The sequence below is a fragment of the Streptomyces sp. NPDC002640 genome, assembly GCF_053592575.1.
The window spans coordinates 99,995-125,056 of sequence record NZ_JBSFVZ010000003.1; the positions used below are offsets into that span (position 1 = coordinate 99,995).

Sequence of the window (25,062 nt, forward strand, 5' to 3'; positions counted from 1 at the left end):
GGACCCGCGCCACCGCGGGCCCGCCCCTCGTCCCTGGGCCGTCAGGAAAGCACCGTGGTGAGGAACTCGCCCGTCCAGGACAGCAGTTCGCGGCCGGACAGCGGCTTGCCGCCGATCTTCGCGGTCTTGGGCCGCGGCACCAGCACCTGCTGCGCCGTCGCCTTGATGACCGTCCCGGGGTACACCCGCTTCAGCCGCAGCTCCTGCGACTCCCGCAGCTCCACCGGCGCGAAGCGGATGTTGTTGCCCTGGAGCACGATCTCGCCCACCCCGCAGGACCGGGCCAGCATCCGCAGCCCGGCCACCAGCAGCAGGTTCTCCACCGGTTCCGGCAGCTTGCCGTACCGGTCCTGGAGCTCCTCGCGGACCGAGGCGATGTCCTCCTCGGAGTTGGCGGAGGCGATCGACCGGTAGGCCTGCAGCCGCAGCCGCTCGCCCGGCGCGTAGTCGTGCGGCACGTGCGCGTCCACCGGCAGCTCGATCTTCACCTCCAGCGGCGGCGGCTCCTCCTCGCCGCCCTCGAGCGACGCCCGGAACTCGGAGACCGCCTCGCCCACCATCCGCATGTACAGGTCGAAGCCGACGCCCGCGATGTGGCCGGACTGCTCGCCGCCGAGCAGGTTGCCCGCGCCGCGGATCTCCAGGTCCTTCATCGCCACGTACATGCCCGCGCCCAGGTCGGTGTGCTGGGCGATGGTCGCCAGCCGCTCGTGCGCGGTCTCGGTCAGCGGCTTCTCCGGCGGGTACAGGAAGTAGGCGTAGCCCCGCTCCCGGCCACGGCCGACCCGGCCGCGCAGCTGGTGCAGCTGGGAGAGGCCGAAGTTGTCGCCGCGCTCCACGATCAGCGTGTTGGCGTTGGCGATGTCGATGCCGGACTCCACGATCGTCGTCGAGACCAGCACGTCGAACCGCTTCTCCCAGAAGTCGACGACGACCTGCTCCAGCGCCTGCTCCGACATCTGGCCGTGCGCCGTCGCGATCCGCGCCTCGGGCACGATCTCCCGCAGCCGCGCCGCCGCCCGGTCGATCGACTCCACCCGGTTGTGGATGTAGAAGACCTGGCCCTCGCGCAGCAGCTCCCGGCGGATCGCCGCGCCGATCTGCCGTTCGTCGTACGGTCCGACGAAGGTCAGCACCGGGTGGCGCTCCTCCGGCGGGGTGGTGATCGTCGACATCTCGCGGATGCCGGTGACCGCCATCTCCAGGGTGCGCGGGATGGGCGTGGCGGACATGGTCAGCACGTCCACGTTGGCGCGCAGCTTCTTCAGCTGCTCCTTGTGCTCGACGCCGAACCGCTGCTCCTCGTCGACGATGACCAGGCCCAGGTCCTTGAACTTCGTCTCGGACGAGAACAGCCGGTGGGTGCCGATGACGATGTCGACCGAGCCGTCCCGCAGCCCCTCCAGCGTCGCCTTCGCCTCGGTCTCCGACTGGAACCGGGAGAGCGCGCGCACCTTCACCGGGAACTGCGCGTACCGCTCGCTGAAGGTGCCGAAGTGCTGCTGCACCAGCAGCGTGGTCGGCACCAGCACGGCGACCTGCTTGCCGTCCTGGACCGCCTTGAAGGCGGCGCGGACCGCGATCTCCGTCTTGCCGTAGCCGACGTCGCCGCAGACCAGGCGGTCCATCGGGACCGACTTCTCCATGTCGGTCTTGACCTCGGCGATGGTGGTGAGCTGGTCCGGCGTCTCCGCGTACGGGAAGGCGTCCTCCAGCTCCCGCTGCCACGGGGTGTCCGGGCCGAAGGAGTGGCCGGGCGCCGCCATCCGCGCGCTGTACAGCCTGATCAGGTCGGCGGCGATCTCCTTGACCGCCTTCTTCGCCCGCGCCTTGGTCTTCGTCCAGTCCGCGCCGCCCAGGCGGTGCAGGGTGGGCGCCTCGCCGCCGACGTACTTGGTGATCTGCTCCAGCTGGTCGGTCGGGATGTACAGCCGGTCCCCGGGCTGGCCGCGCTTGGCCGGCGCGTACTCCACCACCAGGTACTCACGGGTGGCGCCCTGCACGGTGCGCTGCACCATCTCCAGGTAGCGGCCGACGCCGTGCTGCTCGTGCACGATGTGGTCGCCCGGCTCCAGGGTGAGCGGGTCGACGGCCTTGCGGCGCCGGGCCGGCATCTTCGCGCCGTCCCGGGTGGCCGTCCGCTGCCCCGACAGGTCGGTCTCGGTGATCACCGCCAGCTTCAGCGCCGGGTCCACGAGGCCGTACTCGATGCCGCCGCACGAGACGTGCACCAGGGACGGCGTCAGCTCGGTGAGGTCCTTGTCCAGGCGGGCCGGGACGCCCTCCCCGCCCAGCACCTCGGTGATCCGGGCGGCCGGGCCGTGGCCCTCGGTGAGGAAGACGGTGCGCCAGCCGTCGGCCACCCAGCCCTTGGCGTCGGCCAGTGCCCGCGCGGTGTCGCCGCGGTAGGTGTCGGGGGCCCGCATGCCCAGCTTGAGGGTGTCGCCGTCGGAGAACTCGTCGCTGATGTCGTCCGCGCCGAACGGCGAGACCGACCACCAGAGCATGCCGAGCTCGCGGGCCCGGTCCCGGACGTCGGCCATCGACCACAGGGACGCCGCGTCCACGTCGATCGGGGCCTCGCCCCCGCCCGCGGTGGCCGCCCAGGACGCCTGCAGGAACTCCTGCGAGGTCGCCACCAGGTCGGTGGCCCGGGTGCGGACGCGTTCCGGGTCGCACACCACGGCCATCGAGCCCTCGGGCAGGACGTCGAGGAGCAGCTCCATCTCGTCGACGAGGACCGGCGCCAGGGACTCCATGCCCTCCACGGCGATGCCCTCGGCGATCTTCCCGAGCAGTTCGCCCAGCTCGGGGTGTTCCTCGGCCAGCTCGGCGGCGCGGCGGCGCACCTCGTCCGTCAGCAGCAGCTCACGGCAGGGCGGCGCCCACAGGCCGTGCTCGGCCACCTCCAGCGACCGCTGGTCGGCCACCTTGAAGTAGCGGATCTCCTCGACGTCGTCGCCCCAGAACTCGACGCGCAGCGGATGCTCCTCGGTCGGCGGGAACACGTCGAGGATGCCGCCGCGGACGGCGAACTCGCCGCGGTTCTCCACCAGCTCCACGCGGGAGTACGCGGCGGCCGCGAGCGCCTGGACGACGTCCTCCAGGTCGGCCTGCCCGCCCGTGCGCAGCGCCACCGGCTCCAGGTCGCCGAGGCCCTTGACCTGCGGCTGCAGCACCGAACGCACCGGCGCGACGACCACCTGGACGGGGCCCGCGCCGGGGTCGTCGGCGCTGGGGTGCGCGAGGCGGCGCAGCACGGCGAGGCGCCGGCCGACGGTGTCGCTGCGGGGGCTCAGCCGCTCGTGGGGCAGGGTCTCCCAGGACGGGTACTCCACGACGGCGTCCGGGTCGAGGAGGGACCGCAGCGCGGTGGCCAGGTCCTCGGCCTCGCGGCCGGTCGCGGTCACCGCGAGGACCGGACGGCCGGCGTCCCTGGCCAGGGCGGCCACCGCGAAGGGGCGGGCCGCGGGAGGGCCGACCAGGTCGACGTGGGTGCGGTGGCCCTCGGTGGCGGCGGCGACCGCCTCGGCGAGTGCGGCGTCCTTGACGACGGCGTCGAGCAGACCGTGCAGGCTCATGGAGGCCTTTCCGTCCGGCGGGGTTCTCGTGTCACGCGAAGCGCCCGGTACGCGCCGCGCACCGGGGGTTCCAGCGTACGTCTCCCCCACCCCCCTCCGCCGCCCGCGACCGGCTCACCGCGCGGGACGGCGGTGCGTGTGCGGGCGCCCGGGGAGGAACGGGTCAGGGGGCGGGACGCTGGGCGGGGAGGTCGAGGGTGGTGAGGCGGGTCGGGGCGGTGCCGGTGAGGAGCGTGGTCAGGGCCTGGTCCATGCCGGCGCCGAGGAACCAGTCGCCGGCGTGGTCCAGGGCGTAGACCCGCCCCACCGCGTCCATGGCCACCAGCGCCCCGGTCTCCGCCTCCGCGCCCACCGGGCACAGCTCCGTGCCCAGCGCCCGCCCCAGGTCCCCGAGCGTGCGGGCCATGTGCAGCCCGTGCATGGGGTCCATGTCCAGCGCCGCGGGGGCCACCTGCCGGCCCGGCCCCTGCGGCGCGATCCGCAGGCCGCCGAACTCCGCCCACGCCTCCACCGCCGCCGGGAACACCGCGTGGGTGTGCCCGGCCGGGGAGGCGTGCTCGCGCAGGGCGTCGGCCCACACCTCGGCCTGCCGGATGTCCCAGCGCCCCGGCTCCCACCCCGCGGCGCGCAACGCGGCGTCGACCGGAACGGCGAAACGGGTCGTGGAGGTTCGCTCGGCGTGCATGGGGATCAGGCGTCCTTGTCCGGCGTTCAGCCCGCGGCGCCCGGGTCGACGACCCGCACCCCGAAGTGGGCGGTGAGGGCCGCGCAGGCCCGGCAGGGCTCGACGAAACTGCCGTGCAGCGGATCGCCGTCCTCCCGGATGCGGCGGGCGGTCAGCTTGGCGTGCTTGAGGGCCCTGCGGGCCTCGCTGTTGGTCATGGGCCGGCGCGCGGACCGCTTGCCGCGCGCCGCGTCGGCGGCACTGATGTGCCGCGAGATCAGCAGCGCCTCCGCGCACCGGCCGGTGAACCGGTCGCGCTGGTCGCTGGTGAGGGTGTCGAGGAAGTCCTGCACCAACGGGTGCAGCACGGGGCGCTGGTCGCCCCGGGCCGCCGTGCCGGTGAGCGTGGTCCCGCGCACCGACAGCGCCGCGGCCACCGTCGGGAGTATCCCGTCACGGCGGTGCAGCAGGGCCGGGGCCGCGGCGTCGTCCGCGCTGCTCCAGCCCACTCGGGGGTCCTGCGACGGACCGGACGGCGGTTCCGTCCTCGCGGTCTGTGCGGCCTTCATGATCGTTCTCACCTCCCGAGCATCCCCTCGGTGGCCTTAGAGTGCCAAACCCTGCGCCCGACAAGGAAGCCAGGGCCCGTGACACGCCCGGCGCGGGGCGCCGCGACCACGGAGTGTTGACGTGAGGTCACACATCCGGACGCACCGTGACCGGTACGAGCGGCACCGCATAGTCTGTCGGGAACCGCCACCCAGGCGGTGGTCGACAGTATGGGAGAGCGCGGCTTCACCGGCCGCCGGAACGCCGCAGGGGGCAACCGCCATGACGACAGGTGGGCTCGGGCTGGGGGTCTCCCCCGGCCACGGGACCGGAGGACGACCCGCGCCGCCGAACGCGGCCTACGCCGGACAGGTCGTGCACTTCCCCGACCCCGTCCGCGCCGCCCGGCACCCCGCCGGCGTGCGGGTCGACGAGCACGGTCACCCGGACTTCTCGCCCTACGCCCGCGCGGCCGCCGAGATCGCGGACCCGCCGGAAGGATTCGGCGTCGACGAGCTGCGCCTGACGGACTACGTCTCCGCCAACGCCGCGCTCGCCGCCGACGGCCACCCGCTGTGGGACACCGTCCCCCCGGTGGCCACCCCGCACGGCTGGACCTGGCACCACGTCGCCCGCACCCGCCGCCTGGAGCTCGTGCCCGTCGAGGTGAAGGCGCTGCTGCGGCACCACGGCGGCATCGCCACCGCGGCCGTGGAGCACCACAAGCGCGGCACCCGCCCCCTGCAGGACACCCGGCCCGCCCACTTCCGGCTCCCCAAGAACTCCGTCGCGGTGACCGAGCAGCAGGTGCAGGCCGTGGAGGAGGAGCTCGGGTACCAGCTGCCCGGCGCCTACCGCGCCTTCCTCAAGGCGGCCGGCGGCTGCGCCCCGGCCGGCACCGCGCTCGACGCGGAACTCGGCCTGCTGGTCGACCAGCCCTTCCTCACCGTGCGGGACGAGGCGGCGGTCAACGACCTCGTCTACGTGAACAAGTGCCTGCGCGACCACCTCACCAAGGACTACCTGGGGGTGGCGTTCCTCCAGGGCGGCATCCTGGCGGTCAAGGTCAAGGGCGACCGGCGCGGCTCGGTGTGGTTCTGCGCCTACGACGACGTGCGCGACGTGGACCCGTCGTGGACCCCCGCCGAGCGGGTCGAGCGGCTGCTGCTGCCGTGCGGCGAGGACTTCGACGCGTTCCTCGGCCGGCTCGCGGGCAGCCCGCCCGAGCTGGAGACGGTGGCGAATCTGATGGTGGACGGCGGTTTCGCGCGCGCGGTGCCGGTGTCGGGCCGGACAGGGGAGTGAACGGCCGATGGTGACGTACGCGCAGGCGCAGGAGCGCGGCGAGGAATGGATCAACGGCGAGGTGCCCGCGTACCAGCACCGTGAGGTACTGGTACGGGAGTTCGAGCTGGGCTTCGTGGTGTGGGCCGAGGACCGGGCCGACGGCCCGCGCTCCGACGGCGGCGCGCAGCGGCTGGTGATCGCCCGCGACAGCGGCGAGGCCACGCTGTGGCCCGGACTGCCGGTGGGCGAGGTGATCCGCCGCTACGAGGAGCTGTACGGCCGCCAGGAGGCGACGCCCACGCCGCCGCCGGCGCCCGCGCGGGTGGACCTCAACCAGACGTCGTTCCTGCTCAGCCCGCCGGAGTGGCTGCAGGAGGCGGCCGACCGGATGGGCATCCCCGACCAGCGGGGCGGCGGCCGCGGCGGTGACGGCGCGCCGCCGTCCGCCCCCGCGACGCCCACTCCGGCTCCGGCTCCGGCTGCCCCGGCGGCGGCGCCCCCAGCTTCTGCTCCGGCTCCCGCTCCGGCGGCTCCGGCTCCCGCGACCGCGGGCGGGACGCCGTGGGACGGCACCGACACCACCGCGCAGGCGGACGGCGACCGTTCGGTGCCGCTGCCGGAGACCGTGTTCGCGCCGCCCACGGCCGACGGGCCGCCCGGTGCGACCGACGCGCAGACCGCCCTGATCCACGGCGGCAGCCAACTCCCGCCGACCAGGGTCACGCCGGCCCAGGCGGAGCAGTCGCGGCCGCCGCAGGCCGGGCCGGGCGTCCCGGTCCGTCCGCCGTCCCCCGACGCCGGGGACATCGCCGACGCCGCGACCGCCAAGGCCGCGCCCCCGCGCCGCCCCGCCACCGGCTCCACCCCGCCGCCGCCTCCGCCGCCGCCCCCGCCGGGCCCGCGGCCGGCGGCCCCCGCCCCCGCCACGCCGCCCTCGGGCGGCGACTCGCTGGGGTACGTGCCGACCCAGATGGTCTCCTCGCTCGGCCCGCAGGGCCCCGGCGCACCCGAGGCCCCCGGTGCGCCGGGTGCGCCGGGTGCGCCCGGCGTGCCCGGCGGTTCGCAGGGCGGTCCCGGCGGCCAGGGCAGCCCGGGCGGCGACGTGCACCACGCCGTCACCATGCTGGCCGACCCCTCCTCCGGCGGCGCCGCGCCCCCTCCGCCGCCGCCCGGCCCGCCCGGGGCCCCCGGCGGCCCCGGTGGCCCCGGCGGCCCCGGTGGCCCCGGCGGCCCCGGTGGTCCCGGCGGCCCCGGGACCCCGCCGCCTCCGCCTCCGCCGGCCGCGGCGGGCGGCGTGCACCACGCGGAGACGGTGTTCGCGCCGCCCTCCGGTCCTCCCGTGCAGCCCGCCGCCCCCGGCCCGGTGTCGCCGCCGGCGCCGGTCCCGCCGCCGCCCCCGGCGCCGGGCGCTCCCGGCATGCCGCCCGCGTACGGCTACCCGCAGCAGCCCCAGCAGCCGATGGTCGGCCCGGGCTACCAGGCCGTGCTGCGCTACCGCGCCCCGGACGGCTCCGAGCACCAGCTCATCCGCCGCAGCGCGCCGGGCCTGCCGCACCCGGAGTGGCAGATCTTCCACGAGCTGCGCGCCATGAACGTGCCGCAGAACCAGGTGCTGGAGCTCCACACGGAGCTGGAGTCCTGCTCGCTGCCCGGCGCGTACTGCTCGCGGATGATCCGCGAGCAGTGGCCGCAGGCGCGGATCACCTCCATCGCCCCCTACGGCGAGGACCACGCGAGCCGGCAGCAGGGCATGGCGCAGCTCCTCGCCCACCAGGGCGAGCTGCACCAGGTCGCGGACGGTCCCGCGCGGCCCGGCCCGGTGCGGGCGCCGCTGCCGCCGGTGCAGCCGCTGCCGCCCGTGCCGCCGGAGGGGGTGGCGCACGAGCTGGCCGCGGTCTTCGGGCCGGGCGTGTTCCGCTTCGACCAGGCGGCGGTGTCCCGGCAGGGCGTGCCGCCGGTCGTCGCCCACACGCTGGTCGTGGCCGGGCTGCCGTACGACCTCGGCCCGTTCTTCTGGGCGCAGGCCCAGCCGGGGCGGCCGGTGCCGACCCTCGCGGAGCTTGCGCAGGAACGGGGCGTGCAGCCGGCCGCCGACGCCGGGTCGTACCTGGTGATGGGCACCGACTTCGGCAAGGCGGTCTGCGTCCAGTACGGCACGGCGCACATCGTCGCGGTGCCGGTGGAGGCCGGTCCCGGCGGGGCGCCGGTGCCCCCGCAGTTCGTGAACACGGGGCTGCCGGAGTTCGCGCGGTGCCTGGCGTTGCTGGGCCGGATGTGGCCCCTGCGGTTCGGACTGAACCAGGAGCAGGCGGCTCGCTGGACGGTGGACTTCCAGGCACAGCTGGCCGCGCTCGACGCGGCGGCGCTCGGCTCCCCCGAGACCTGGTGGTCCGTCCTCCTCGAACAGTTCTGGGACGGCCTCCTCTGACCCTCCCGTGCGCGGAGGTGGGGCGCGGGGCGGCAGGTGGTGTGCCGCCCCGCCGAGAGGGCTGTCAGTGCGGGGCGGTGGTGCCGGCGAGGAGGCGGGGTTCCAGGTCGTCGTAGCGGTGCTGCTGCTCCCGCACCTTGCGCGCGGGAGACGTCACCGTCCCGATCCACCCGAGCGCGAACCCCACCGGGATCGTCACCAGCGCCGTCGTCGTGAACGGGAACCAGTTGAAGGCCTGGTCCGGCAGCGCCGAGGTCGGGTACCCGGACACCAGGTTGGTGAACGGCGACAGCAGCAGCACCACGGCCGTGCCGCCGATCATCGACCAGAGCAGCCCCCGCCGGGTGAACCGCCGCCAGAACAGGCTGTACACCAGCGCCGGCGCGATCGCCGACGACGAGACGCTGAGCGCCAGCGTCACCAGCGGCTGCAGGTTGCGGTGCTGCACCAGCGTCGCCAGCACGATGGCGAGGACGCCCACCCCCAGCGCCGCCGCCCGCGCGGTCATCACCTCCCGGCGCGGCGTCAGTCCGGGCCGGCGTGCCGCCACCATGTCGTGCGCGATGGAGTTCGCACAGGCCAGGATCATGCCCGCCACCGACGCCAGCAGCGTCAGGAACACCCCGGTGGTGACGACGGTGAACAGCAACGCCGCCAGGTAGGAACCCCCGGCGTCGAGCGCCGCGCTGGACCCGATCAGATAGGTGGTGTTGCCCTGCGGGTCCGCCGACGCGATGGCCGCGCGGCCGACCAGCGCCACCGCGCCGAACGCCACCACGATGACGATCAGCGAGAACAGCGTCACCGAGGACACCGCCCACGACATCGAACGCCGCACCTGCCGCGCACTGGTGGCGGTGAACATGCGCATCGTGATGTGCGGCAGGCAGGCCGCGCCCAGCACGGTCTGGACGTGGATGGCGAGCATGTCGAGCGTCGGATGCGGATGCCCGGTGAACTCCAGGCCCGTCTCCAGGAACGCCCCGCCGAGCCCGCTGCCCCTGGCCGCGGCGTCGAACAGCGCGCCCGGGCTCCAGTCGAAGCGGGCCAGCAGCACCGCGCAGACCATGACCCCGGAGACCAGCACGATGAAGATCTTGACGATCTGGATGAACGCCGTGCCCTTCATCCCGCCGATCGCCGCGTAGCTGATCATCAGCACGCCGAGACCCACCACCATGCCGGTCTCCAGGGCGTCGCTCTCGAAGCCCAGGATGAACGACATCAGCTGGCCGGCGCCCGCGAGCTGGACCAGCATCATCGGCACCAACGCCAGCAGGGTCACCACGCAGATCGTGACCCGCACGGCCCGCGACCCGGTCCGCCGGGCCAGCACGTCGCCCAGCGTGAACCGGCCGGTGTTGCGCAGCGGTTCGGCCAGCAGCAGCATCAGCAGGAGCAGGGACAGCGCGGTCGACAGGGCCAGCAGCATCCCGTCGTAGCCGTAGAAGGCGACCAGACCGCAGGTGCCCAGCATGGTCGCCGCGGAGACGTAGTCGCCGGCGATGGCCATGCCGTTGCGGAACGGCGTCAGAGCGCCGTAGCCCGTGTAGAACTCCTGCAGGTCGTCGCTGTCCGGGCCGGTCATCACGCACAGCAGCAGGGTGACCGAGGCGACGGCGCAGAAGGCGACCAGCGACATCGAGTGCGCCGAGAAGTCGTTCATCGCGCCTCCCCCGCGGCCTGCCCGCGCACCCGCTCCACCAGCGGGTCCACCGCGGACTGCGCGGTGTGCTCGTGGATCACCAGCACGACCACCGTCAGGGGCAGTTGGAGCAGCGCCAGCAGCAGACCGAGGTTCAGGCCGTCCGCCACCCGCCACCCGACCAGCCCGGGGGCGTACACGGTCAGCAGGATGTACAGCGCGAAGAAGCCCAGCACGGTGACGCCGGCGACCCGCCGCTGCCTCCGGTAGGCGTCCCGCAGGCCCGCCAGCTCACGCGTCTGCCGGGCGGACGGCCCGGACGGCTGCTGCCGCCCGGGGACGGGGACGGGTTCCCCCGGGTCAGCAGGGTCACCAGGGCCCCCCGGGAAACCCGGGACACCCGGACTTCCCTGTCCCCCCGGTCGCCCCGGTCGCCCGAACGGGGCGAACGCGTCGTCCGGCGCGGGGAACCCCCCGCCGTGCGCGGGGAACGCGTCCAGGCCGGCGGGGTACTGCCGCACCCCGTACACCGGCGTCTCCTCCGCGTACGCGGGGAAGGGGCCGGGGGACGGCGGGGGCGGAGGGGGCTGAGGAGGCTGAGGAGGCGGTGCTTGGTACGACGGGTACGGGTCGTGGGACATCCCGTGCTCCTTGCGAGGCTCGGGCCCAAAAGGGCCCACAGGGAGGGGAGTTGGAGGAGCTGGACAAGCCCACGCAAGCTACCGACGCACCCGCGGTGAACACAGTGGATTCACCCGGCGACACCCCGGTGAAGGCCGGAACGGTGCACGCTCACTCCCCGGCCCCCTCCCCACTGGTCGCCGGCACAGGGAACCGGCGCGGCGCCAGCGCCAGCAGCACCACGAACGCCACCACCGCCGCGACCGCCGCGCCCAGGTACACCGCCTGGGTCGCCGCCGCCACGGCCCGCGCCGTCGCCTCCGGCACCCGCGCGCCCGGCTCCACCGCCCGCGTCACCGCGTCCAGGTCGGCCGCGCCGCCCAGCCGCGCCGCCAGCACCCCGTTGGCCACCGCGCCGAACAGCGAGGCGCCCAGCGTCTGCCCGGTCTGCCGGCAGAACAGCACCGAGGCCGTCGCCGTGCCCCGCTCCTCCCAGCCCACCGTCGACTGCGCGCCCACCAGCAGCGGCGCCGAGAACAGTCCGAGTCCCGCGCCCACCACCGCCATCAGCACCACCGGCGGCCACACCGACCCCGGGAACGGCAGCAGCTGGAACGCCCCCAGCGCCAGCGCCGTCACGCCGATGCCCACCAGCCCGGTGTCCCGGAAGCCGATCCTGCGGTACAGGTGCTGGCTGAACGCCGCCGCCACCGGCCAGGTCACCGTCCACACCGACATCACGAACCCGGCCGCCACCGGCTCCAGCCCCAGCACCGCCTGCGCGTACGTCGGCAGGAACACCGTCGGCGCCACCATCAGCAGCCCCATCGCGCCCAGCGCCAGGTTGACCGCCACGATCGTGCGCCGCCGCCACACCCAGCCCGGGATCACCGGATCGGCGGCCCGCCGCTCGACCACCACGACCAGCGCCACCAGCACCAGCCCCGCCCCGAACAGCCCCAGCGACGGCGCCGACAGCCAGGGCCAGGCCACACCGCCCTGGACCAGGGCCGTCATCAGCACCCCCGCACAGGCGAAGATCGCCACCGCGCCCGCCCAGTCGACCGGAGGCCGCGCCCGCCCGGCGTCCCGCCGCGGGTCCCGCAGGTGCCGCACGATCATCCACAGGGCCATCGCGCCGACCGGCAGGTTCACGAAGAAGATCCACCGCCACCCCGCGTACGTCGCCAGCAGACCGCCGATGCCCGGACCCGCCACCGCCGACAGCGCCCACACCGTCGACAGCCGCGCCTGGATCTTCGGCCGCTCCCGCAGCGGGAACAGGTCCGCCGCCAGCGTCTGCACCGTGCCCTGCAGCGCCCCGCCGCCCAGCCCCTGGACCACCCGGAACGCGATCAGCGAGCCCATGTTCCAGGCCAGCCCGCACAGCAGCGACCCCAGCAGGAACAGCACCGCCCCGAACACCAGCACCGGCTTGCGGCCGAAGGTGTCCGACAGCTTGCCGTACACCGGAAGGGTGACCGTCACCGCCAGCAGGTAGCCCGAGAACAGCCACGAGAAGTAGGCGAAGCCGCCCAGGTCGCCGGTGATCTGCGGCACCGCCGTGGCGACCACCGTCGAGTCCAGCGCCACCAGCCCGGTGGACAGCATCAGCGCCGCCATCACGGGACCACGCCGCGTCCCGGCCTCGGCCCCGGCGCCCGCCGGGACCGCACCCACCACCGTCGGATCCGTCCTGGTCACAGAGAACCCTCCCGCACCGCGTCCGTCCGCCCGCCCGCCCGCCCGCCCGCGGACAGCTTCGCACCACCACCGCCCCGCGCGGCAGGGAGTACCGAACCCCGAGATCCCTCCTCCCCGAGGCCAAGTCCCCCTAGGGGGAAGGCCGTACGCCGCGTCCGGGACACCTCCACCCGCCGGACGACGCGACCGCGGCCGCCCGCTTCCTAGCCTGGTCACACGCCCCGGGGGGAGGCGGACGGCACCGACGGCGGTGGGGTTTACCCCCCGCCGGAACTGCACCGGGCACCATCGCGCCACACCCCCGCCGGCGAGAAGACTCGAGGCGCCGGCGGGAACCGCGCACACCCACCCGTGCGCGCCGTACCGCAGCACGCGGCACACCGCACGCAGCGCGCCGTACCGCAGCACGCAGCACGCAGCACCACCGCACGCCGCACCACCCGGTCCGTCACGACCACGGGCCGGACATTTCCCACCACAAGGAGAATCACCGTGACTTCGGCTGTGACCGTCCCCAAGTCCGGGGGCACCGGGAGGACATCGGCCGTCGCCGCGCGGGCGCGGCAGGTCGTCAAGGCCTACGGCACCGGAGAGACCCGCGTCGTCGCCCTCGACACCATCGACGTGGACCTGATGCGCGGCGAGTTCACCGCCATCATGGGCCCCTCCGGCTCCGGCAAGTCGACCCTGATGCACTGCCTCGCCGGACTCGACACCGTCACCTCCGGCCAGATCTACCTCGACGACACCGAGATCACCGGCCTCAAGGACAAGAAGCTCACCCAACTCCGCCGCGACCAGGTCGGGTTCGTCTTCCAGGCGTTCAACCTCGTGCCCACCCTCAACGCGCTGGAGAACATCACCCTCCCGCTGGACATCGCCGGGCGGAAGCCCGACCAGGAGTGGCTGGACCGCGTCGTCGCCACCGTCGGCCTCGCCGGCCGCCTCAAGCACCGCCCCACCCAGCTCTCCGGCGGCCAGCAGCAGCGCGTCGCCGTCGCCCGCGCCCTCGCCTCCCGGCCACAGATCATCTTCGGCGACGAGCCCACCGGAAACCTCGACTCCCGCGCCGGCGCGGAGATCCTCGGCTTCCTCCGCCGCTCCGTCGACGAGTTCGGCCAGACCATCGTCATGGTCACCCACGACCCGGTCGCCGCCTCCTACGCCGACCGCGTCATCTACCTCGCCGACGGCCGCATCGTCGACGAGATGCGCACCCCCACCGCCGAAGCGGTCCTCGACCGCATGCTGCGCTTCTCCGGGGGACACCCCCAGACCCCCGACTTCGACACCCGGGGGCGCACCTCATGAGCACCACCCGCAACGCCGTCCGCGGCTTCCTCGCCCACAAGGGCCGCATGGCCCTCTCCGGCATCGCCGTCCTGCTCTCGGTGGCCTTCGTCTGCGGAACCCTGGTGTTCACCGACACCATGAACACCACCTTCGACAAGCTCTTCGCCACCACCTCCGCCGACGTCACCGTCAGCCCCGAGGACGCCACCGCGGAGAACTCCTCCACCACCGGCGTACCACCCGTGATGCCCGCCGGACTGCTGAAGGACGTCGAGCGCGCCGAAGGCGTCGCCTCCGCCGACGGGGCGGTCTTCTCCACCAGCGTCACCGTCGTCGACGCCGGCAAGGAGAGCCTCTCCCCCACCAGCGGGGCGCCCACCATCGTCGGCAACTGGAACCGCCTCGACGCCCGCACCATGGAGATCACCGACGGAACGGCCCCGAACGGCCCGGACGAGATCATGGTCGACGCCGACACCGTCGAGAAGCACGGCCTCGCCCTAGGCGACACCGTCTCCGTCATCAACGTCAACGGCACCCACACCGCCGAGGTCAGCGGCATCGCCACCTTCACCGTCACCAACCCGGGCGCCGCCGTCTTCTACTTCGACACCCCCACCGCCCAGCGGATCCTGACCGGCGAGAAGGACGTCTTCACCGACATCCACGTGACGGCCGCCGACGGCCACACCCACGCGCAGGTGAAGAAGAACGTCACCGCCGCCCTCGCCGGCACCGCCGCGGCGGGCGGCGGCTACAAGATCCTCACCGCCGAAGAGACCGGCGACCAGGCCGCCTCCGACTTCGCCGGCGTCCTCGACGTCCTCAAGTACGCCATGCTCGGCTTCGCCCTCCTCGCGGCCATGGTCGGCGTCTTCCTGATCTTCAACACCTTCTCCATGCTCGTCACCCAACGCACCCGGGAGATCGGTCTGATGCGCGCCGTCGGCTCCTCCAGGAAGCAGGTGAACCGGACCGTGCTCGCCGAAGCACTGATCCTCGGCGTGGTCGGCTCCGCGCTCGGCGTCGGCGCCGGCATCGGCCTCGCCGTCCTGCTCATGGAAGCCATGGGCGCGATGGGCATGAACCTCTCCACCGACGACCTCACCATCGCCTGGACCACACCCGTCGCCGGCGTCGTCCTCGGCGTCGTCGTCACCCTGGTCGCCGCCTACCTGCCCGCCCGGCGCGCCTCCCGCGTCTCCCCCATGGCCGCCCTGCGCGACCCCGGCATGCCCGCCGACGCCCGCGCCGGCCGCATCCGCCTGGCCCTCGGCACCGTCCTCACCCTCGCCGGAGCCGCCGCCCTCTACGCCACCACCCGCGCCGACGCCGCCGGCGAGGGCTCCCAGTGGCTCGGCCTCGGCATCGTCACCACCCTGGTCGGCTTCATCGTCATGGGCCCCGTCCTCGCCTCCGGCGTCGTCCGCGTCCTCGGCGCGGTCGTCCTGCGCCTCTTCGGGCCCGTCGGCCGCATGGCCGAACGCAACGCCCTGCGCAACCCGCGCCGCACCGGCGCCACCGGCGCGGCGCTGATGATCGGCCTCGCGCTGGTCGCCTGCCTCTCCGTCGTCGGCTCCTCGATGGTGGCCTCCGCCACCGACCAGCTCGACAAGACCGTCGGCACCGACTTCATCGTCCAGTCACCCAGCGGGCAGCTCATCACCCCGCAGGCCGTCGACGCCGTCCGCGACGCCGAGGGCATCGATCGCGTCACCGAGTACAAGCTCCTCCCCGACGCCCGGCTCACCATGCCCGACGGCCGGGTCGCCGAGAAGGAATGGCTCAACGCCGCCGACCCCACCTACGCACAGGACCTGCGCACCGAGACCGAGGCCGGCGACCTCGCCGACGCCTACAAGCCCGACTCCATGTCCGTCTTCGGCGACTTCGCCGACAAGTACGACCTCTCCGTCGGCTCCGAGATCACGGTCGACTTCCCCGGCGGCGAGACCGGCACCCTCACCGTCCGCGCCATCACCAGCGACGAGGTCACCGTCGACAAGGGCGCCCTCTACCTCTCCATCGACACCGCGAGGAAGTACATCCCCGCGGACAAGATGCCGCTGGACTCGATGGTCTTCGCCGGCGCCGAGGACGGCAAGGAGGACGCGGCCTACACGGCCGTCAGGAACGCCCTCGACGACTACCCGCAGTACCAGGTCATGGACCAGACCGACTACAAGGAGGTCCTCCAGGACCAGATCGGGCAGCTCCTCAACATCGTCTACGCGCTGCTCGCGCTCGCGGTGATCGTCGCCGTCCTGGGCGTCGTCAACACCCTCGCCCTCTCGGTGATCGAGCGGACCCGGGAGATCGGGCTGATGCGGGCCATCGGGCTCTCGCGGCGGCAGCTGCGGCGCATGATCCGGCTGGAGTCGGTCGTCATCGCGCTCTTCGGCGCGCTGCTGGGGCTCGGGCTGGGCATGGGCTGGGGCGCGGCCGCGCAGCAGCTCCTCGCGCTGGAGGGGCTCACCGTCCTGGAGATCCCCTGGCCCACCATCCTCGCCGTCTTCGCCGGCTCCGCCGTGGTCGGCCTCATCGCGGCCCTCGCCCCCGCCTTCCGCGCCGGCCGCATGAACGTCCTCGACGCCATCGCCACGGAGTAACCCCGCCTCCCCCTCCCCTACACGCGGAGGCACGCGGAGGCACGCGGAGGCCCCGCCCACACCGGGCGGGGCCTCCGCCCTCTCCCCACCCCGGCCCGCTCCCACCCCCCGCGCGCAGCGCACAGCTCCGACGCCGGCCCCCGCGAGCGGCCGGACCGCGCCGGCGACGGGGCGGGCGCGTCCGGCGTCCGCGCGGCGCCCCGCGGAGACCGACGGCCCAGCCCACCCAGGCCCGGGCCCGGGGTCGGCCCCTCCGCCCCGAGGGCCGGATCCGGCTCAGCCCGTGGGGGCCGCGGGGTCGGGGGAGAGCGAGGCCGGGAGGACCGCGGAGACCCGGAAGCCGCCCGGATCGGTGGGACCGGCCACGAACACACCGCCCAGCGCGGTCACCCGCTCACGCATCCCCACCAGCCCGTTCCCCCCGGACGGCAACGACGCCTCCGCCCCCGCCCCGCCGTCCGGCCGCTCGTTCTCCACCTGCATCGCGACCTCCCCCGCACGATGCGCCACCCGCACCCGCGTCCGCGCCCCCGCCGCGTGCTTGTGCACGTTGGTCAGCGCCTCCTGCACCACCCGGAACGCCGTCCGCTCCACCGCCGCCGGATACCCCGGCGACTCCCCCTCCTCCAGGAACTCCACGGCCATCCCCGCCGCCCGGGACTGCCCGACCAGCTCGTCCAGCGCCGACAACCGGGCCGGCCCCTCGGCCTCCCCCTCCGGCTCCCCCCGCTGCTCCGGCATCCGCGGCGCGGCCGCCGCCTCCCGCGAGGCGGCCACCGGCGCCGCACCCGCCGCCGGCGTGCTCCGCAGCACGCCCAGCATCTCCCGCAGCTCCGTCAGCGCCTGCCGGCCCATGTCCCCCACCAGCGCCGCGTTCCGCGACGCCTTCTCCGGGTCCTTCAACGCCACCGCCTGCAGCGCCGCCGCGTGCACCACCATCAGGCTCACCCGGTGCGCCACCACGTCGTGCATCTCCCGCGCGATCCGCCGGCGCTCCTCGTTCCGCGCCCACTCGGCCCGCTCCTCGGCCCGCTCCGCCAGCAGCAGCAGCTCGCGCTCCAGGCTGTCGGCCCGCTCCCGCAACGACTCCATCAGCCGCCGCCGCGCGCCCACGTACAGCCCGAGCAGCACCGGCGGCGCCGTGTGCCCCAGCGCCATCGCGACGGCGAAGAACAGCCGGAACCATCCGTCCACCTCGGAGCCCGTGCGCACCAGCGTCACCACCAGCACGCCGCCCAGCGACATCCCGGCCAGCGCGCCGATGACCCGCCGCGGCAGGTCCCGGGAGGCCACCGTGTAGAGGCCCACCACGCCCAGCAGGTAGCCCATCAGCGCGGGCGTCACGGCCAGCCCCACCAGGGCCACCGCGACCGGCCACCGCCGCCGGAACCCGAGCGTCGCGCCCACCATGACCCCGAACACCACCCCGGCGGCCACCGGCAGCCCGGCGTCCCGGGCGAACCCGACGCCCTCGACCGCGCACTCCCCCGCCGACGCCACCGCCAGCGAGCCGTCCAGCACCACCCCGCGCCAGCGCCGCCACCGCCCGCCGCCCTCACCGGGCCCGGCCCGGTCCACCGCCGTCCGCCGCTCTTCCCCCGTCGTGGTCATACGCACCAGCCTACGGAAAGGCGTCCGGGGAGTTCCTGGGGGTTTGCGGGTGGAGATATCACCGCGCAGCACTCGAACTCAAGGTAAAGACACTCGAACTGGTGAATCGATCGCATACCAGCCCGAACCACCCTCCGGCAGGCGGAGAGTCTGCCGTATGGAACAGCGCGACACCTCGACGGCCCACCTCCGGGAACGGGCCGTCGCCCTGCGACGACAGGGCTTCAGCACGCGTCAGATCCGCGAGGAGCTGGGCATCGCCGGCTGGACCCTCCGGCCACTCCTGGCGGGCGAGCCGCCTCCGGAGTGGACGAAGCGGCCCAACGCCAAGGACACCCTCCGCGCCCGCGCCCGCGAGCTCCGGTCCCAGGGCTGGACCTATGACCGGATCAAGGAGGAGCTGGGCTGCTCGAAGAGCTCCGTGTCCCTCTGGGTGCGGGATCTCCCTGCCCCGGAGCGAAAGCGCCGCACCCGGGAGGAGGCATCCGAGATCGGCAGGCGGGGGTGGGAGGCCCGCCTCCGGGCCCGCGAGGAGGCGCGGCTCGCAACGAAGGAGGAAGGCCGCAAATCGGTGGGCGAACTCACCGAGCGAGAACTCTTCCTCGCCGGTGTGGCCTTGTACTGGGCCGAGGGATCGAAAGACAAGTCCTATGCGCGCCGCGAAAGGGTCGCCTTCGTCAACAGCGACCCGAGCGTGATCCAGGTCTATCTGGCCTGGCTGCGCCTGCTGGACGTCGACCCGCAGCGGCTGCGCTTCGCCGTAATGATCCACGAAGACGCCGATGTGGCAGCTGCCGAGAGCTACTGGGCCGAGCTCACCGGGGCCGACGCGTCCGCCTTCTACAAGACAGGTCTCAAGAGGCACAACCCCAAGACGGTTCGGAAGAACACCGGGGAGAACTACCAGGGCTGTCTCGCTGTTTATGTTCTGCAGGCAGCCGACTTGTACCGTCGCGTCGAGGGGGCCTGGTACGGCATAGTAGAGGCTGCGGCGTCAGCGGCCGGCTCGAATAGCCGCCGCTGACACGGCATTCCCCCGTGGTGTAATTGGCAGCACCCTAGATTTTGGCTCTAGCAGTTCAGGTTCAAATCCTGGCGGGGGAGCCGAACCAAGTGAGCACTTCCGACGGGTCCTGACCGCACGCGCGGTCGGGACCCGCACGCGCGTGTGGCCTCACCGACCCCCCGGTATCCTGCGGGTGTCCCACTCGTAATACAGCCGAAGGGCACCACCGTGAGCGTCAACCGCCCGGCCGCCGTCGTCGTCCTCGCAGCGGGTGAGGGCACCCGTATGAGGTCCGCCACTCCCAAGGTTCTGCACACGCTGTGCGGACGGTCCCTGGTGGGGCACGTGCTCGCGGCGTCGCGGGAGCTGGAGCCGGAGAACCTGGTCGTGGTCGTGGGCCACGCGCGGGAGCAGGTGACGGGTCACCTCGCGGAGACCGACGCCGCCGTCCGCACCGCCGTGCAGGAGGAGCAGAACGGCACCGGCCACGCCGTCCGCATCGCGCTGGCGGAGCTCGGCGAGGCCGACGGCACGGTCGTGGTGGTCTGCGGCGACACCCCGCTGCTGCGCGGCGAGACGCTCCGCGCGCTGGCCGGGACGCACGCCGCCGACGGCAACGCGGTGACGGTGCTGACCGCCGAGGTCCCGGACGCCACCGGCTACGGCCGGATCGTCCGCGACGACCAGGGCGCGGTGACGGCCATCGTGGAGCACAAGGACGCCTCCGAGACGCAGCGCGCGATCCGGGAGATCAACTCCGGCGTGTTCGCGTTCGACGGCCGTCTGCTGGCGGACGCGCTGGGCCGGCTGCGGACCGACAACAGCCAGGGCGAGGAGTACCTGACCGACGTCCTCGGCATCCTCCGGGCGGACGGCCACCGGGTGGGCGCGAGCGTGGCGGCGGACCACCGGGAGATCGCCGGCATCAACAACCGCGTGCAACTGGCCGAGGCGCGGCGGATCATGAACGAGCGGCTGCTGGAGCAGGCCATGCTGTCCGGTGTGACGGTGGTGGACCCGGCGTCGACGTATGTGGACGTGACGGTGACCTTCGGTCAGGACGCGCTGGTGCATCCGAACACGCAGCTGACGGGCTCCACGCACGTCGGCGAGGGCGCCGAGGTGGGCCCGAACAGCCGCCTGAACGACACGGAGGTGGGCCCGGGCGCGCGCCTGGACCACACGGTGGCGGACGGCGCGATCGTGGGCCCGGAGGCGTCGGTGGGCCCGTTCGCGTACCTGCGGCCGGGGACGCGGCTCGGCCTGCGGTCGAAGATCGGCACGTACGTCGAGACGAAGAAGGCGGAGATCGGCGAGGGCACCAAGGTGCCGCACCTGACCTATGTCGGGGACGCCACCATCGGCGACCACACCAACATCGGCGCCGCCAGCGTGTTCGTGAACTACGACGGCCAGGAGAAGCACCACACGACGATCGGGTCGCACTGCCGTACCGGCGCGGACAACATGTTTGTGGCACCTGTCACTGTCGGGGACGGCGCCTACACCGCCGCGGGGTCGGTGCTGACCACGCCGGTGCCGCCCGGTGCGCTGGCCGTGGCCCGTGCCCAGCAGCGGAATATCGCGGGTTGGGTGGCCCGGAAGCGTCCGGGGAGCGCGGCGGCGAAGGCCGCCGAGGAGGCGTCCCGACAGGTGGACGGCGAAGGCTGAGCGTGTCCAGGCCCGTCTGATCGGGCGTACCGTGATAAGTGCAGATACTCGCACCACCCCCCAGCCGGGCGGGCAGGCGCCGTCCGGCACTCTCCCCTGCCCCCGCCCGCTGTGAGACCACACCTCTGAGGAGACAGTGCTGTGACCGGGATCAAGACGACCGGCCAGAAGAAGATGATGTTCTTCTCCGGCCGCGCCCACCCCGAGCTTGCCGAGGAGGTGGCGCACCAGCTGGGCGTCGAGGTCGTCCCGACCAAGGCGTTCGACTTCGCGAACGGCGAGATCTACGTCCGCTACCAGGAGTCGGCGCGTGGCGCGGACTGCTTCCTGATGCAGAGCCACACGGCCCCCATCAACAAGTGGGTCATGGAGCAGCTGATCATGATCGACGCGCTGAAGCGCGCGTCGGCCCGGTCGATCACGGTCATCGTGCCGTTCTACGGCTATGCCCGTCAGGACAAGAAGCACCGTGGTCGTGAGCCCATCTCGGCCCGTCTGATCGCGGATCTGATGAAGACCGCGGGCGCGGACCGCATCCTGACCGTGGATCTGCACACGGACCAGATCCAGGGCTTCTTCGACGGTCCGGTGGACCACCTGTTCGCGCTGCCGCTGCTGGCGGACTACGTGGGCGCGAAGGTGGACCGGGACAAGCTGACCGTGGTCTCCCCGGACGCCGGCCGGGTGCGGGTGGCGGACCGCTGGTGCGACCGTCTGGGCGCGCCGCTGGCGATCGTGCACAAGCGGCGTGACAAGGACGTCGCGAACCAGGTGACGGTCCATGAGGTGGTGGGCGAGGTCAAGGGCCGGGTGTGCGTCCTGGTCGACGACATGATCGACACCGCGGGCACGATCTGCGCGGCGGCGGACGCGCTGTTCGCGCACGGTGCGGCGGACGTGATCGTGACGGCGACGCACGGTGTGCTGTCGGGTCCGGCGGCGGACCGGCTGAAGAACTCGCGGGTGAGCGAGTTCGTGCTGACGAACACCCTGCCGACGCCGGGTGAGCTGGAGCTGGACAAGATCACGGTGCTGTCGATCGCGCCGACGATCGCCTCCGCGGTGCGTGAGGTGTTCCAGGACGGTTCGGTCACCAGCCTGTTCGACGAGCAGTGAGGATGACCACGTCGAGCTAGCCGGGCGCTAGATCGTTTTTGTGCGGCCTTCCTCGCCGAGTAGACTTCTGGAGTTGCTCGGCGAGGGAGGCCGTACTTCTGTGTACGGCGGTCCGTTATCGACGCGCTCTTCGTAGCAGGCCGTTGTTTGGCCGGGTGACCCCGACCGTTTGACGTACCACTACGAAGGAGTGTGAGCATGTCCGAGGTGAAGCTCGCCGCCGAGACCCGTTCCGAGTTCGGCAAGGGTGCGGCCCGTCGCATCCGCCGCGAGAACAAGGTGCCGGTCGTCCTCTACGGCCACGGCACGGACCCGAAGCACCTGACCCTGCCGGGTCACGACCTGCTGCTGGCGCTGCGTACGCCGAACGTCCTGATCTCCCTGACGATCGACGGCAAGGGCTCCGAGCTGGCGATCCCGAAGTCCGTGCAGCGTGACCCGCTGAAGGGCTTCCTGGAGCACGTCGACCTGCTGCTCGTGAACAAGGGCGAGAAGGTCGCGGTCGAGATCCCGGTCGTCACCGAGGGCGAGCTGGCCCCGGGTGCCGGTCTGGTCGAGCTGGTGCAGGCGGCGCTGTCCGTCGAGGCCGAGGCCACCAACATCCCGGAGTCCGTGGTCGTGTCGATCGAGGGCCTGGAGTCGGGTGCCAACGTCCTGGCCAAGGACGTGAAGCTGCCGAAGGGTGTCTCCCTGGCCGGTGACGAGGAGGCCGTCGTGCTCTCCGTCGTCGCCCCGCAGGTCGAGGAGTCCGAGGAGGCGGCCGAGGAGGCCCCCGAGGGCGACGTGGTCGACGAGGGCTGAATCCGCCCTTGATCTGTCGTTCCGCCGGCCGCCGCTCCCCGAGGGGGCGGCGGCCGGTGGTCTTTTCCCAGGGAGAGTGACGTGGTGTCCACAGACGCGAATGCCCCGTGGCTGGTGGTGGGTCTCGGCAATCCGGGGCCGGAGTACGCGATGAACCGGCACAACGTCGGCTTCATGGTGGCGGACCTGCTGGCGGAGCGGATGGGCGGCCGGTTCAAGCGGGCCGGGAAGGCGCAGGCGCAGGTGGTGGAGGGCCGGGTGGGTCCGCCCGGTCCGGCGGGCCGGCGGGTGGTGCTGGTGAAGCCGATGTCGTTCATGAACCTGTCCGGGGGGCCGGTGAACGCGCTGCGGGACTTCTACAAGGTGCCGGCGGCGCAGGTGGTGGCGGTCCACGACGAGCTGGACATCGACTACGGGACGCTGCGGCTGAAGCTGGGCGGTGGCGACAACGGGCACAACGGGCTGAAGTCGGTCACCAAGGCGATGGGGCCGGACTACCACCGGGTGCGGTTCGGGATCGGGCGGCCGCCGGGGCGGATGCAGGTGGCGGACTTCGTGCTGAAGGACTTCTCCTCGGTGGAGCGCAAGGAGCTGGAGTTCTTCGTCGACCGGGCGGCCGACGCGACCGAGGCGCTGGTCCTGGAGGGGCTCGAGCGGGCGCAGGGCACCTACAACTGCTGACCGCCGCGCGCCGGTCCGGGGTGCCGGGGGCACCCGCGGTGGGCCGGGGGGCGTGGGTGCGGGGTGTGCGCCCCGGGTGATCGGGTCCGCTCCCCCAGTTCGGGGGAATCCGCTTCCCGCCCCGCCCCGCGCCCGTACTCTGATGGGCAGCACCGGTGGGGGCCGGTGCCGTTCAGGGGGCGAGACAGTCGGGTACGGCGCCCGGATCCGGTGGGTGGAGCAGCGCGGGTACGACTCGGGTGCGGCGGCGGCCGGCCCGGGGTCGTCGGGTGCGGTTCCTCGCTCCGGGGCCCTGCGGCCTGGGTCTGGGCCGGGTGCCGTGTCCGCTTCGCCATGTGGCGCCGGCGCCGGGGCTCAGCCCGTGGCGCCGGCGTCCTGGCACGGCTCCGCACACTGGCAGGCAGACGGGACGGGGTGGGTCGGATGGTCCGCGTTCGGGTGCTGGTCGTCGACGACCACCGCATCTTCGCCGAGTCGCTGGCCGCCGCCCTGGCGGCCGAGCCGGACGTCGAGGTGTCGGCGGCGGGCAGCGCGGTGGCGGCTTTGAGGTCGCTGGAGCGTGCGGCGACGGACGGGCGGCGTTTCGACGTGCTGCTGGTCGACGCGGACCTGGGTGGGCCGGGTGCGGTGAACGGTTCTCCGGCGGGCTCGCGGGTGTCGCTGCCGGTGCAGTCCTCCGTGTCCTCGTCCGGTGCCGGGTCAGGGTACGGGGCCGGGTCCGGCGCCGGGTACGGGTCCGGGTCCGGCGCCGGGTACGGGTCCGGGTCCGACGGGGCCGCGGGCGGTCAGGGGGCCGCCGGTGCGGTGGCCGGGGACGGGATCGCGCTGGTGGCGACGGTGCGGTCGGCGCATCCGGGTGTGCGGACGGTGGTGCTGGCGGAGAAGGACGATCCGCGGCGGGCCGCCCAGGCGCTGCAGGCGGGGGCTTCGGGCTGGGTGGCGAAGGACTGTTCGCTGTCGCGGCTGCTGACGGTGGTGCGGGGTGTGCTGCGGGACGAGACGCATCTGCCGCCGGCGCTGCTGACGGGCGTGCTGCGGGAGATGACGACGGCGCGGCGGCACCGGACGGAGAGCGAGCGGCTGGTGGAGTCGCTGACGCCGCGGGAGCGCGAGGTGCTGCGCTGCATGGTGGCGGGGCTGGGCCGCAAGGCGGTGGCGGAGCGGCTGTTCCTGTCCCCGCACACGGTGCGGACGCACATGCAGAACGTGCTGGGGAAGCTGGGCGTGCACTCGACGCTGGCGGCGGTGGCGCTGGCGCGGCGGGCCGGGGTGGGTCCGGTGGACCTAGCCGGGGATGTTGTCGAACGGGGCGGTCAGCCGGCGTAGCAGGGTGGCGAGTTCGCCGCGTTCGCCGCGGGAGAGTTCGGAGAGCAGGGCGCGTTCCTGGTCGAGGAGGCCGGACAGGGCCAGGTCGGCGCGGTTCTTGCCCTCCTCGGTGAGGCGGACGAGGACGCCGCGGCGGTCGCTGGGGTCGGGGAGGCGTTCGACGAGGCTCTTCTTGGCGAGCCGGTCGATGCGGTTGGTCATGGTGCCGGAGGTGACCAGCGTCTGGGTGAGGAGTTGCCCGGGCGAGAGCTGGTAGGGGGCTCCGGCGCGGCGGAGCGCGGTGAGCACGTCGAACTCCCAGGGTTCGAGGTGGTGCTCGGAGAAGGCGAGGCGGCGGGCGCGGTCGAGGTGGCGGGCGAGCCGGCTGACCCGGCTGAGCACTTCGAGCGGTTCCACGTCGAGGTCCGGGCGCTCGCGGCGCCACGCTGCGACCAGTCGATCGACCTCGTCCTCCATACGATCAGTGTAG

At 73.4% G+C, this 25,062-nt stretch carries 18 protein-coding genes and 1 tRNA gene; 11 read left to right on the top strand and 8 right to left on the bottom strand.

Annotated features, from left to right (window positions below; translation table 11 throughout):
* Positions 1–41: 41 nt before the first annotated feature.
* The 3 genes from mfd to ACWD3O_RS05185 all read right to left on the bottom strand — a co-directional run bounded on the left by mfd (position 42) and on the right by ACWD3O_RS05185 (position 4,814).
* A complete protein-coding gene (gene mfd / locus ACWD3O_RS05175) occupies positions 42–3,581 on the bottom strand; it encodes a transcription-repair coupling factor (RefSeq protein ID WP_451414883.1) in 3,540 nt (1,179 codons plus the stop codon).
* Between the two features lie 163 nt (positions 3,582–3,744).
* Positions 3,745–4,266, bottom strand: a complete 522-nt coding sequence (locus ACWD3O_RS05180) for an SUKH-3 domain-containing protein (RefSeq protein ID WP_451408548.1) — start codon at positions 4,264–4,266, stop codon at positions 3,745–3,747.
* A 26-nt stretch (positions 4,267–4,292) separates the two neighbouring features.
* Entirely contained in the window at positions 4,293–4,814 is a 522-nt protein-coding gene (locus ACWD3O_RS05185) for a YwqJ-related putative deaminase (protein ID WP_451414884.1), read from the bottom strand.
* A gap of 262 nt (positions 4,815–5,076) precedes the next feature.
* Between ACWD3O_RS05185 and ACWD3O_RS05190 the strand changes: the two genes are divergently transcribed.
* Both ACWD3O_RS05190 and ACWD3O_RS05195 read left to right on the top strand, forming a co-directional pair.
* The gene (locus ACWD3O_RS05190; RefSeq protein ID WP_356135509.1) at positions 5,077–6,099 is read left to right on the top strand and encodes an SMI1/KNR4 family protein; all 1,023 of its coding nucleotides are present in this window, start codon (positions 5,077–5,079) and stop codon (positions 6,097–6,099) included.
* A gap of 7 nt (positions 6,100–6,106) precedes the next feature.
* Complete coding sequence (locus ACWD3O_RS05195) at positions 6,107–8,509, top strand: SUKH-4 family immunity protein (RefSeq protein WP_451414885.1); 2,403 nt, start codon at positions 6,107–6,109, stop codon at positions 8,507–8,509.
* A gap of 64 nt (positions 8,510–8,573) precedes the next feature.
* Here ACWD3O_RS05195 and ACWD3O_RS05200 read toward each other — a convergent pair whose 3' ends face one another.
* The 3 genes from ACWD3O_RS05200 to ACWD3O_RS05210 all read right to left on the bottom strand — a co-directional run bounded on the left by ACWD3O_RS05200 (position 8,574) and on the right by ACWD3O_RS05210 (position 12,458).
* Complete coding sequence (locus ACWD3O_RS05200; RefSeq protein WP_451408545.1) at positions 8,574–10,175, bottom strand: sodium/solute symporter; 1,602 nt, start codon at positions 10,173–10,175, stop codon at positions 8,574–8,576.
* Positions 10,172–10,795 carry a DUF485 domain-containing protein gene (locus ACWD3O_RS05205; protein ID WP_451414886.1) on the bottom strand — a complete coding sequence of 208 codons (624 nt, stop codon included), beginning with the start codon at positions 10,793–10,795 and terminating at the stop codon, positions 10,172–10,174. Before ACWD3O_RS05205 ends, ACWD3O_RS05200 begins: the two co-directional genes overlap by 4 nt.
* Before the next feature lie 151 nt (positions 10,796–10,946).
* On the bottom strand, positions 10,947–12,458 hold the full coding sequence (locus ACWD3O_RS05210; protein ID WP_451409020.1) for an MFS transporter: 1,512 nt from the start codon (positions 12,456–12,458) through the stop codon (positions 10,947–10,949).
* A 513-nt stretch (positions 12,459–12,971) separates the two neighbouring features.
* Here ACWD3O_RS05210 and ACWD3O_RS05215 point away from each other — a divergent pair.
* Positions 12,972–13,790, top strand: a complete 819-nt coding sequence (locus ACWD3O_RS05215; RefSeq protein WP_451408543.1) for an ABC transporter ATP-binding protein — start codon at positions 12,972–12,974, stop codon at positions 13,788–13,790.
* Positions 13,787–16,381 carry an ABC transporter permease gene (locus ACWD3O_RS05220; RefSeq protein WP_451414887.1) on the top strand — a complete coding sequence of 865 codons (2,595 nt, stop codon included), beginning with the start codon at positions 13,787–13,789 and terminating at the stop codon, positions 16,379–16,381. The genes ACWD3O_RS05215 and ACWD3O_RS05220 overlap by 4 nt, the downstream gene beginning before the upstream one ends.
* A gap of 276 nt (positions 16,382–16,657) precedes the next feature.
* Here ACWD3O_RS05220 and ACWD3O_RS05225 read toward each other — a convergent pair whose 3' ends face one another.
* A complete protein-coding gene (locus ACWD3O_RS05225; RefSeq protein WP_451414888.1) occupies positions 16,658–17,992 on the bottom strand; it encodes a sensor histidine kinase in 1,335 nt (444 codons plus the stop codon).
* A gap of 157 nt (positions 17,993–18,149) precedes the next feature.
* On the opposite strand from ACWD3O_RS05225, the gene ACWD3O_RS05230 reads away from it, so the two are divergent.
* The 7 genes from ACWD3O_RS05230 (at position 18,150) to ACWD3O_RS05260 (ending at position 24,593) form a co-directional block, all read left to right on the top strand.
* A complete protein-coding gene (locus ACWD3O_RS05230) occupies positions 18,150–19,016 on the top strand; it encodes a hypothetical protein (RefSeq protein ID WP_451414889.1) in 867 nt (288 codons plus the stop codon).
* Positions 19,017–19,024: 8 nt separating this feature from the next.
* Positions 19,025–19,096, top strand: a tRNA-Gln gene (locus ACWD3O_RS05235).
* Between the two features lie 130 nt (positions 19,097–19,226).
* The gene (gene glmU / locus ACWD3O_RS05240; RefSeq protein ID WP_451414890.1) at positions 19,227–20,669 is read left to right on the top strand and encodes a bifunctional UDP-N-acetylglucosamine diphosphorylase/glucosamine-1-phosphate N-acetyltransferase GlmU; all 1,443 of its coding nucleotides are present in this window, start codon (positions 19,227–19,229) and stop codon (positions 20,667–20,669) included.
* A 141-nt stretch (positions 20,670–20,810) separates the two neighbouring features.
* Positions 20,811–21,785, top strand: a complete 975-nt coding sequence (locus ACWD3O_RS05245) for a ribose-phosphate diphosphokinase (protein ID WP_166022202.1) — start codon at positions 20,811–20,813, stop codon at positions 21,783–21,785.
* Positions 21,786–21,983: 198 nt separating this feature from the next.
* The gene (locus ACWD3O_RS05250) at positions 21,984–22,586 is read left to right on the top strand and encodes a 50S ribosomal protein L25/general stress protein Ctc (RefSeq protein WP_451408539.1); all 603 of its coding nucleotides are present in this window, start codon (positions 21,984–21,986) and stop codon (positions 22,584–22,586) included.
* 84 nt (positions 22,587–22,670) lie between these two features.
* The gene (gene pth / locus ACWD3O_RS05255) at positions 22,671–23,267 is read left to right on the top strand and encodes an aminoacyl-tRNA hydrolase (RefSeq protein WP_451415038.1); all 597 of its coding nucleotides are present in this window, start codon (positions 22,671–22,673) and stop codon (positions 23,265–23,267) included.
* A gap of 423 nt (positions 23,268–23,690) precedes the next feature.
* Positions 23,691–24,593 carry a LuxR C-terminal-related transcriptional regulator gene (locus ACWD3O_RS05260; RefSeq protein WP_451414891.1) on the top strand — a complete coding sequence of 301 codons (903 nt, stop codon included), beginning with the start codon at positions 23,691–23,693 and terminating at the stop codon, positions 24,591–24,593.
* Here the strand turns inward: ACWD3O_RS05260 and ACWD3O_RS05265 are convergent.
* Complete coding sequence (locus tag ACWD3O_RS05265) at positions 24,552–25,049, bottom strand: MarR family winged helix-turn-helix transcriptional regulator (RefSeq protein WP_451408537.1); 498 nt, start codon at positions 25,047–25,049, stop codon at positions 24,552–24,554. The two genes, ACWD3O_RS05260 and ACWD3O_RS05265, sit on opposite strands and share 42 nt — an antisense overlap.
* Between the last annotated feature and the right edge of the window lie 13 nt (positions 25,050–25,062).

Excerpts from the sequence above, each read along its gene's own strand:
- mfd (WP_451414883.1), bottom strand. The coding sequence starts at position 3,581 with ATGAGCCTGCACGGTCTGCTCGACGCCGTCGTCAAGGACGCCGCACTC.
- ACWD3O_RS05180 (WP_451408548.1), bottom strand. The coding sequence starts at position 4,266 with ATGCACGCCGAGCGAACCTCCACGACCCGTTTCGCCGTTCCGGTCGAC.
- ACWD3O_RS05185 (WP_451414884.1), bottom strand. The coding sequence starts at position 4,814 with ATGAAGGCCGCACAGACCGCGAGGACGGAACCGCCGTCCGGTCCGTCG.
- ACWD3O_RS05190 (WP_356135509.1), top strand. The coding sequence starts at position 5,077 with ATGACGACAGGTGGGCTCGGGCTGGGGGTCTCCCCCGGCCACGGGACC.
- ACWD3O_RS05195 (WP_451414885.1), top strand. The coding sequence starts at position 6,107 with ATGGTGACGTACGCGCAGGCGCAGGAGCGCGGCGAGGAATGGATCAAC.
- ACWD3O_RS05200 (WP_451408545.1), bottom strand. The coding sequence starts at position 10,175 with ATGAACGACTTCTCGGCGCACTCGATGTCGCTGGTCGCCTTCTGCGCC.
- ACWD3O_RS05205 (WP_451414886.1), bottom strand. The coding sequence starts at position 10,795 with ATGTCCCACGACCCGTACCCGTCGTACCAAGCACCGCCTCCTCAGCCT.
- ACWD3O_RS05220 (WP_451414887.1), top strand. The coding sequence starts at position 13,787 with ATGAGCACCACCCGCAACGCCGTCCGCGGCTTCCTCGCCCACAAGGGC.
- ACWD3O_RS05225 (WP_451414888.1), bottom strand. The coding sequence starts at position 17,992 with ATGACCACGACGGGGGAAGAGCGGCGGACGGCGGTGGACCGGGCCGGG.
- ACWD3O_RS05230 (WP_451414889.1), top strand. The coding sequence starts at position 18,150 with ATGGAACAGCGCGACACCTCGACGGCCCACCTCCGGGAACGGGCCGTC.
- ACWD3O_RS05250 (WP_451408539.1), top strand. The coding sequence starts at position 21,984 with ATGTCCGAGGTGAAGCTCGCCGCCGAGACCCGTTCCGAGTTCGGCAAG.
- ACWD3O_RS05260 (WP_451414891.1), top strand. The coding sequence starts at position 23,691 with ATGGTCCGCGTTCGGGTGCTGGTCGTCGACGACCACCGCATCTTCGCC.
- ACWD3O_RS05265 (WP_451408537.1), bottom strand. The coding sequence starts at position 25,049 with ATGGAGGACGAGGTCGATCGACTGGTCGCAGCGTGGCGCCGCGAGCGC.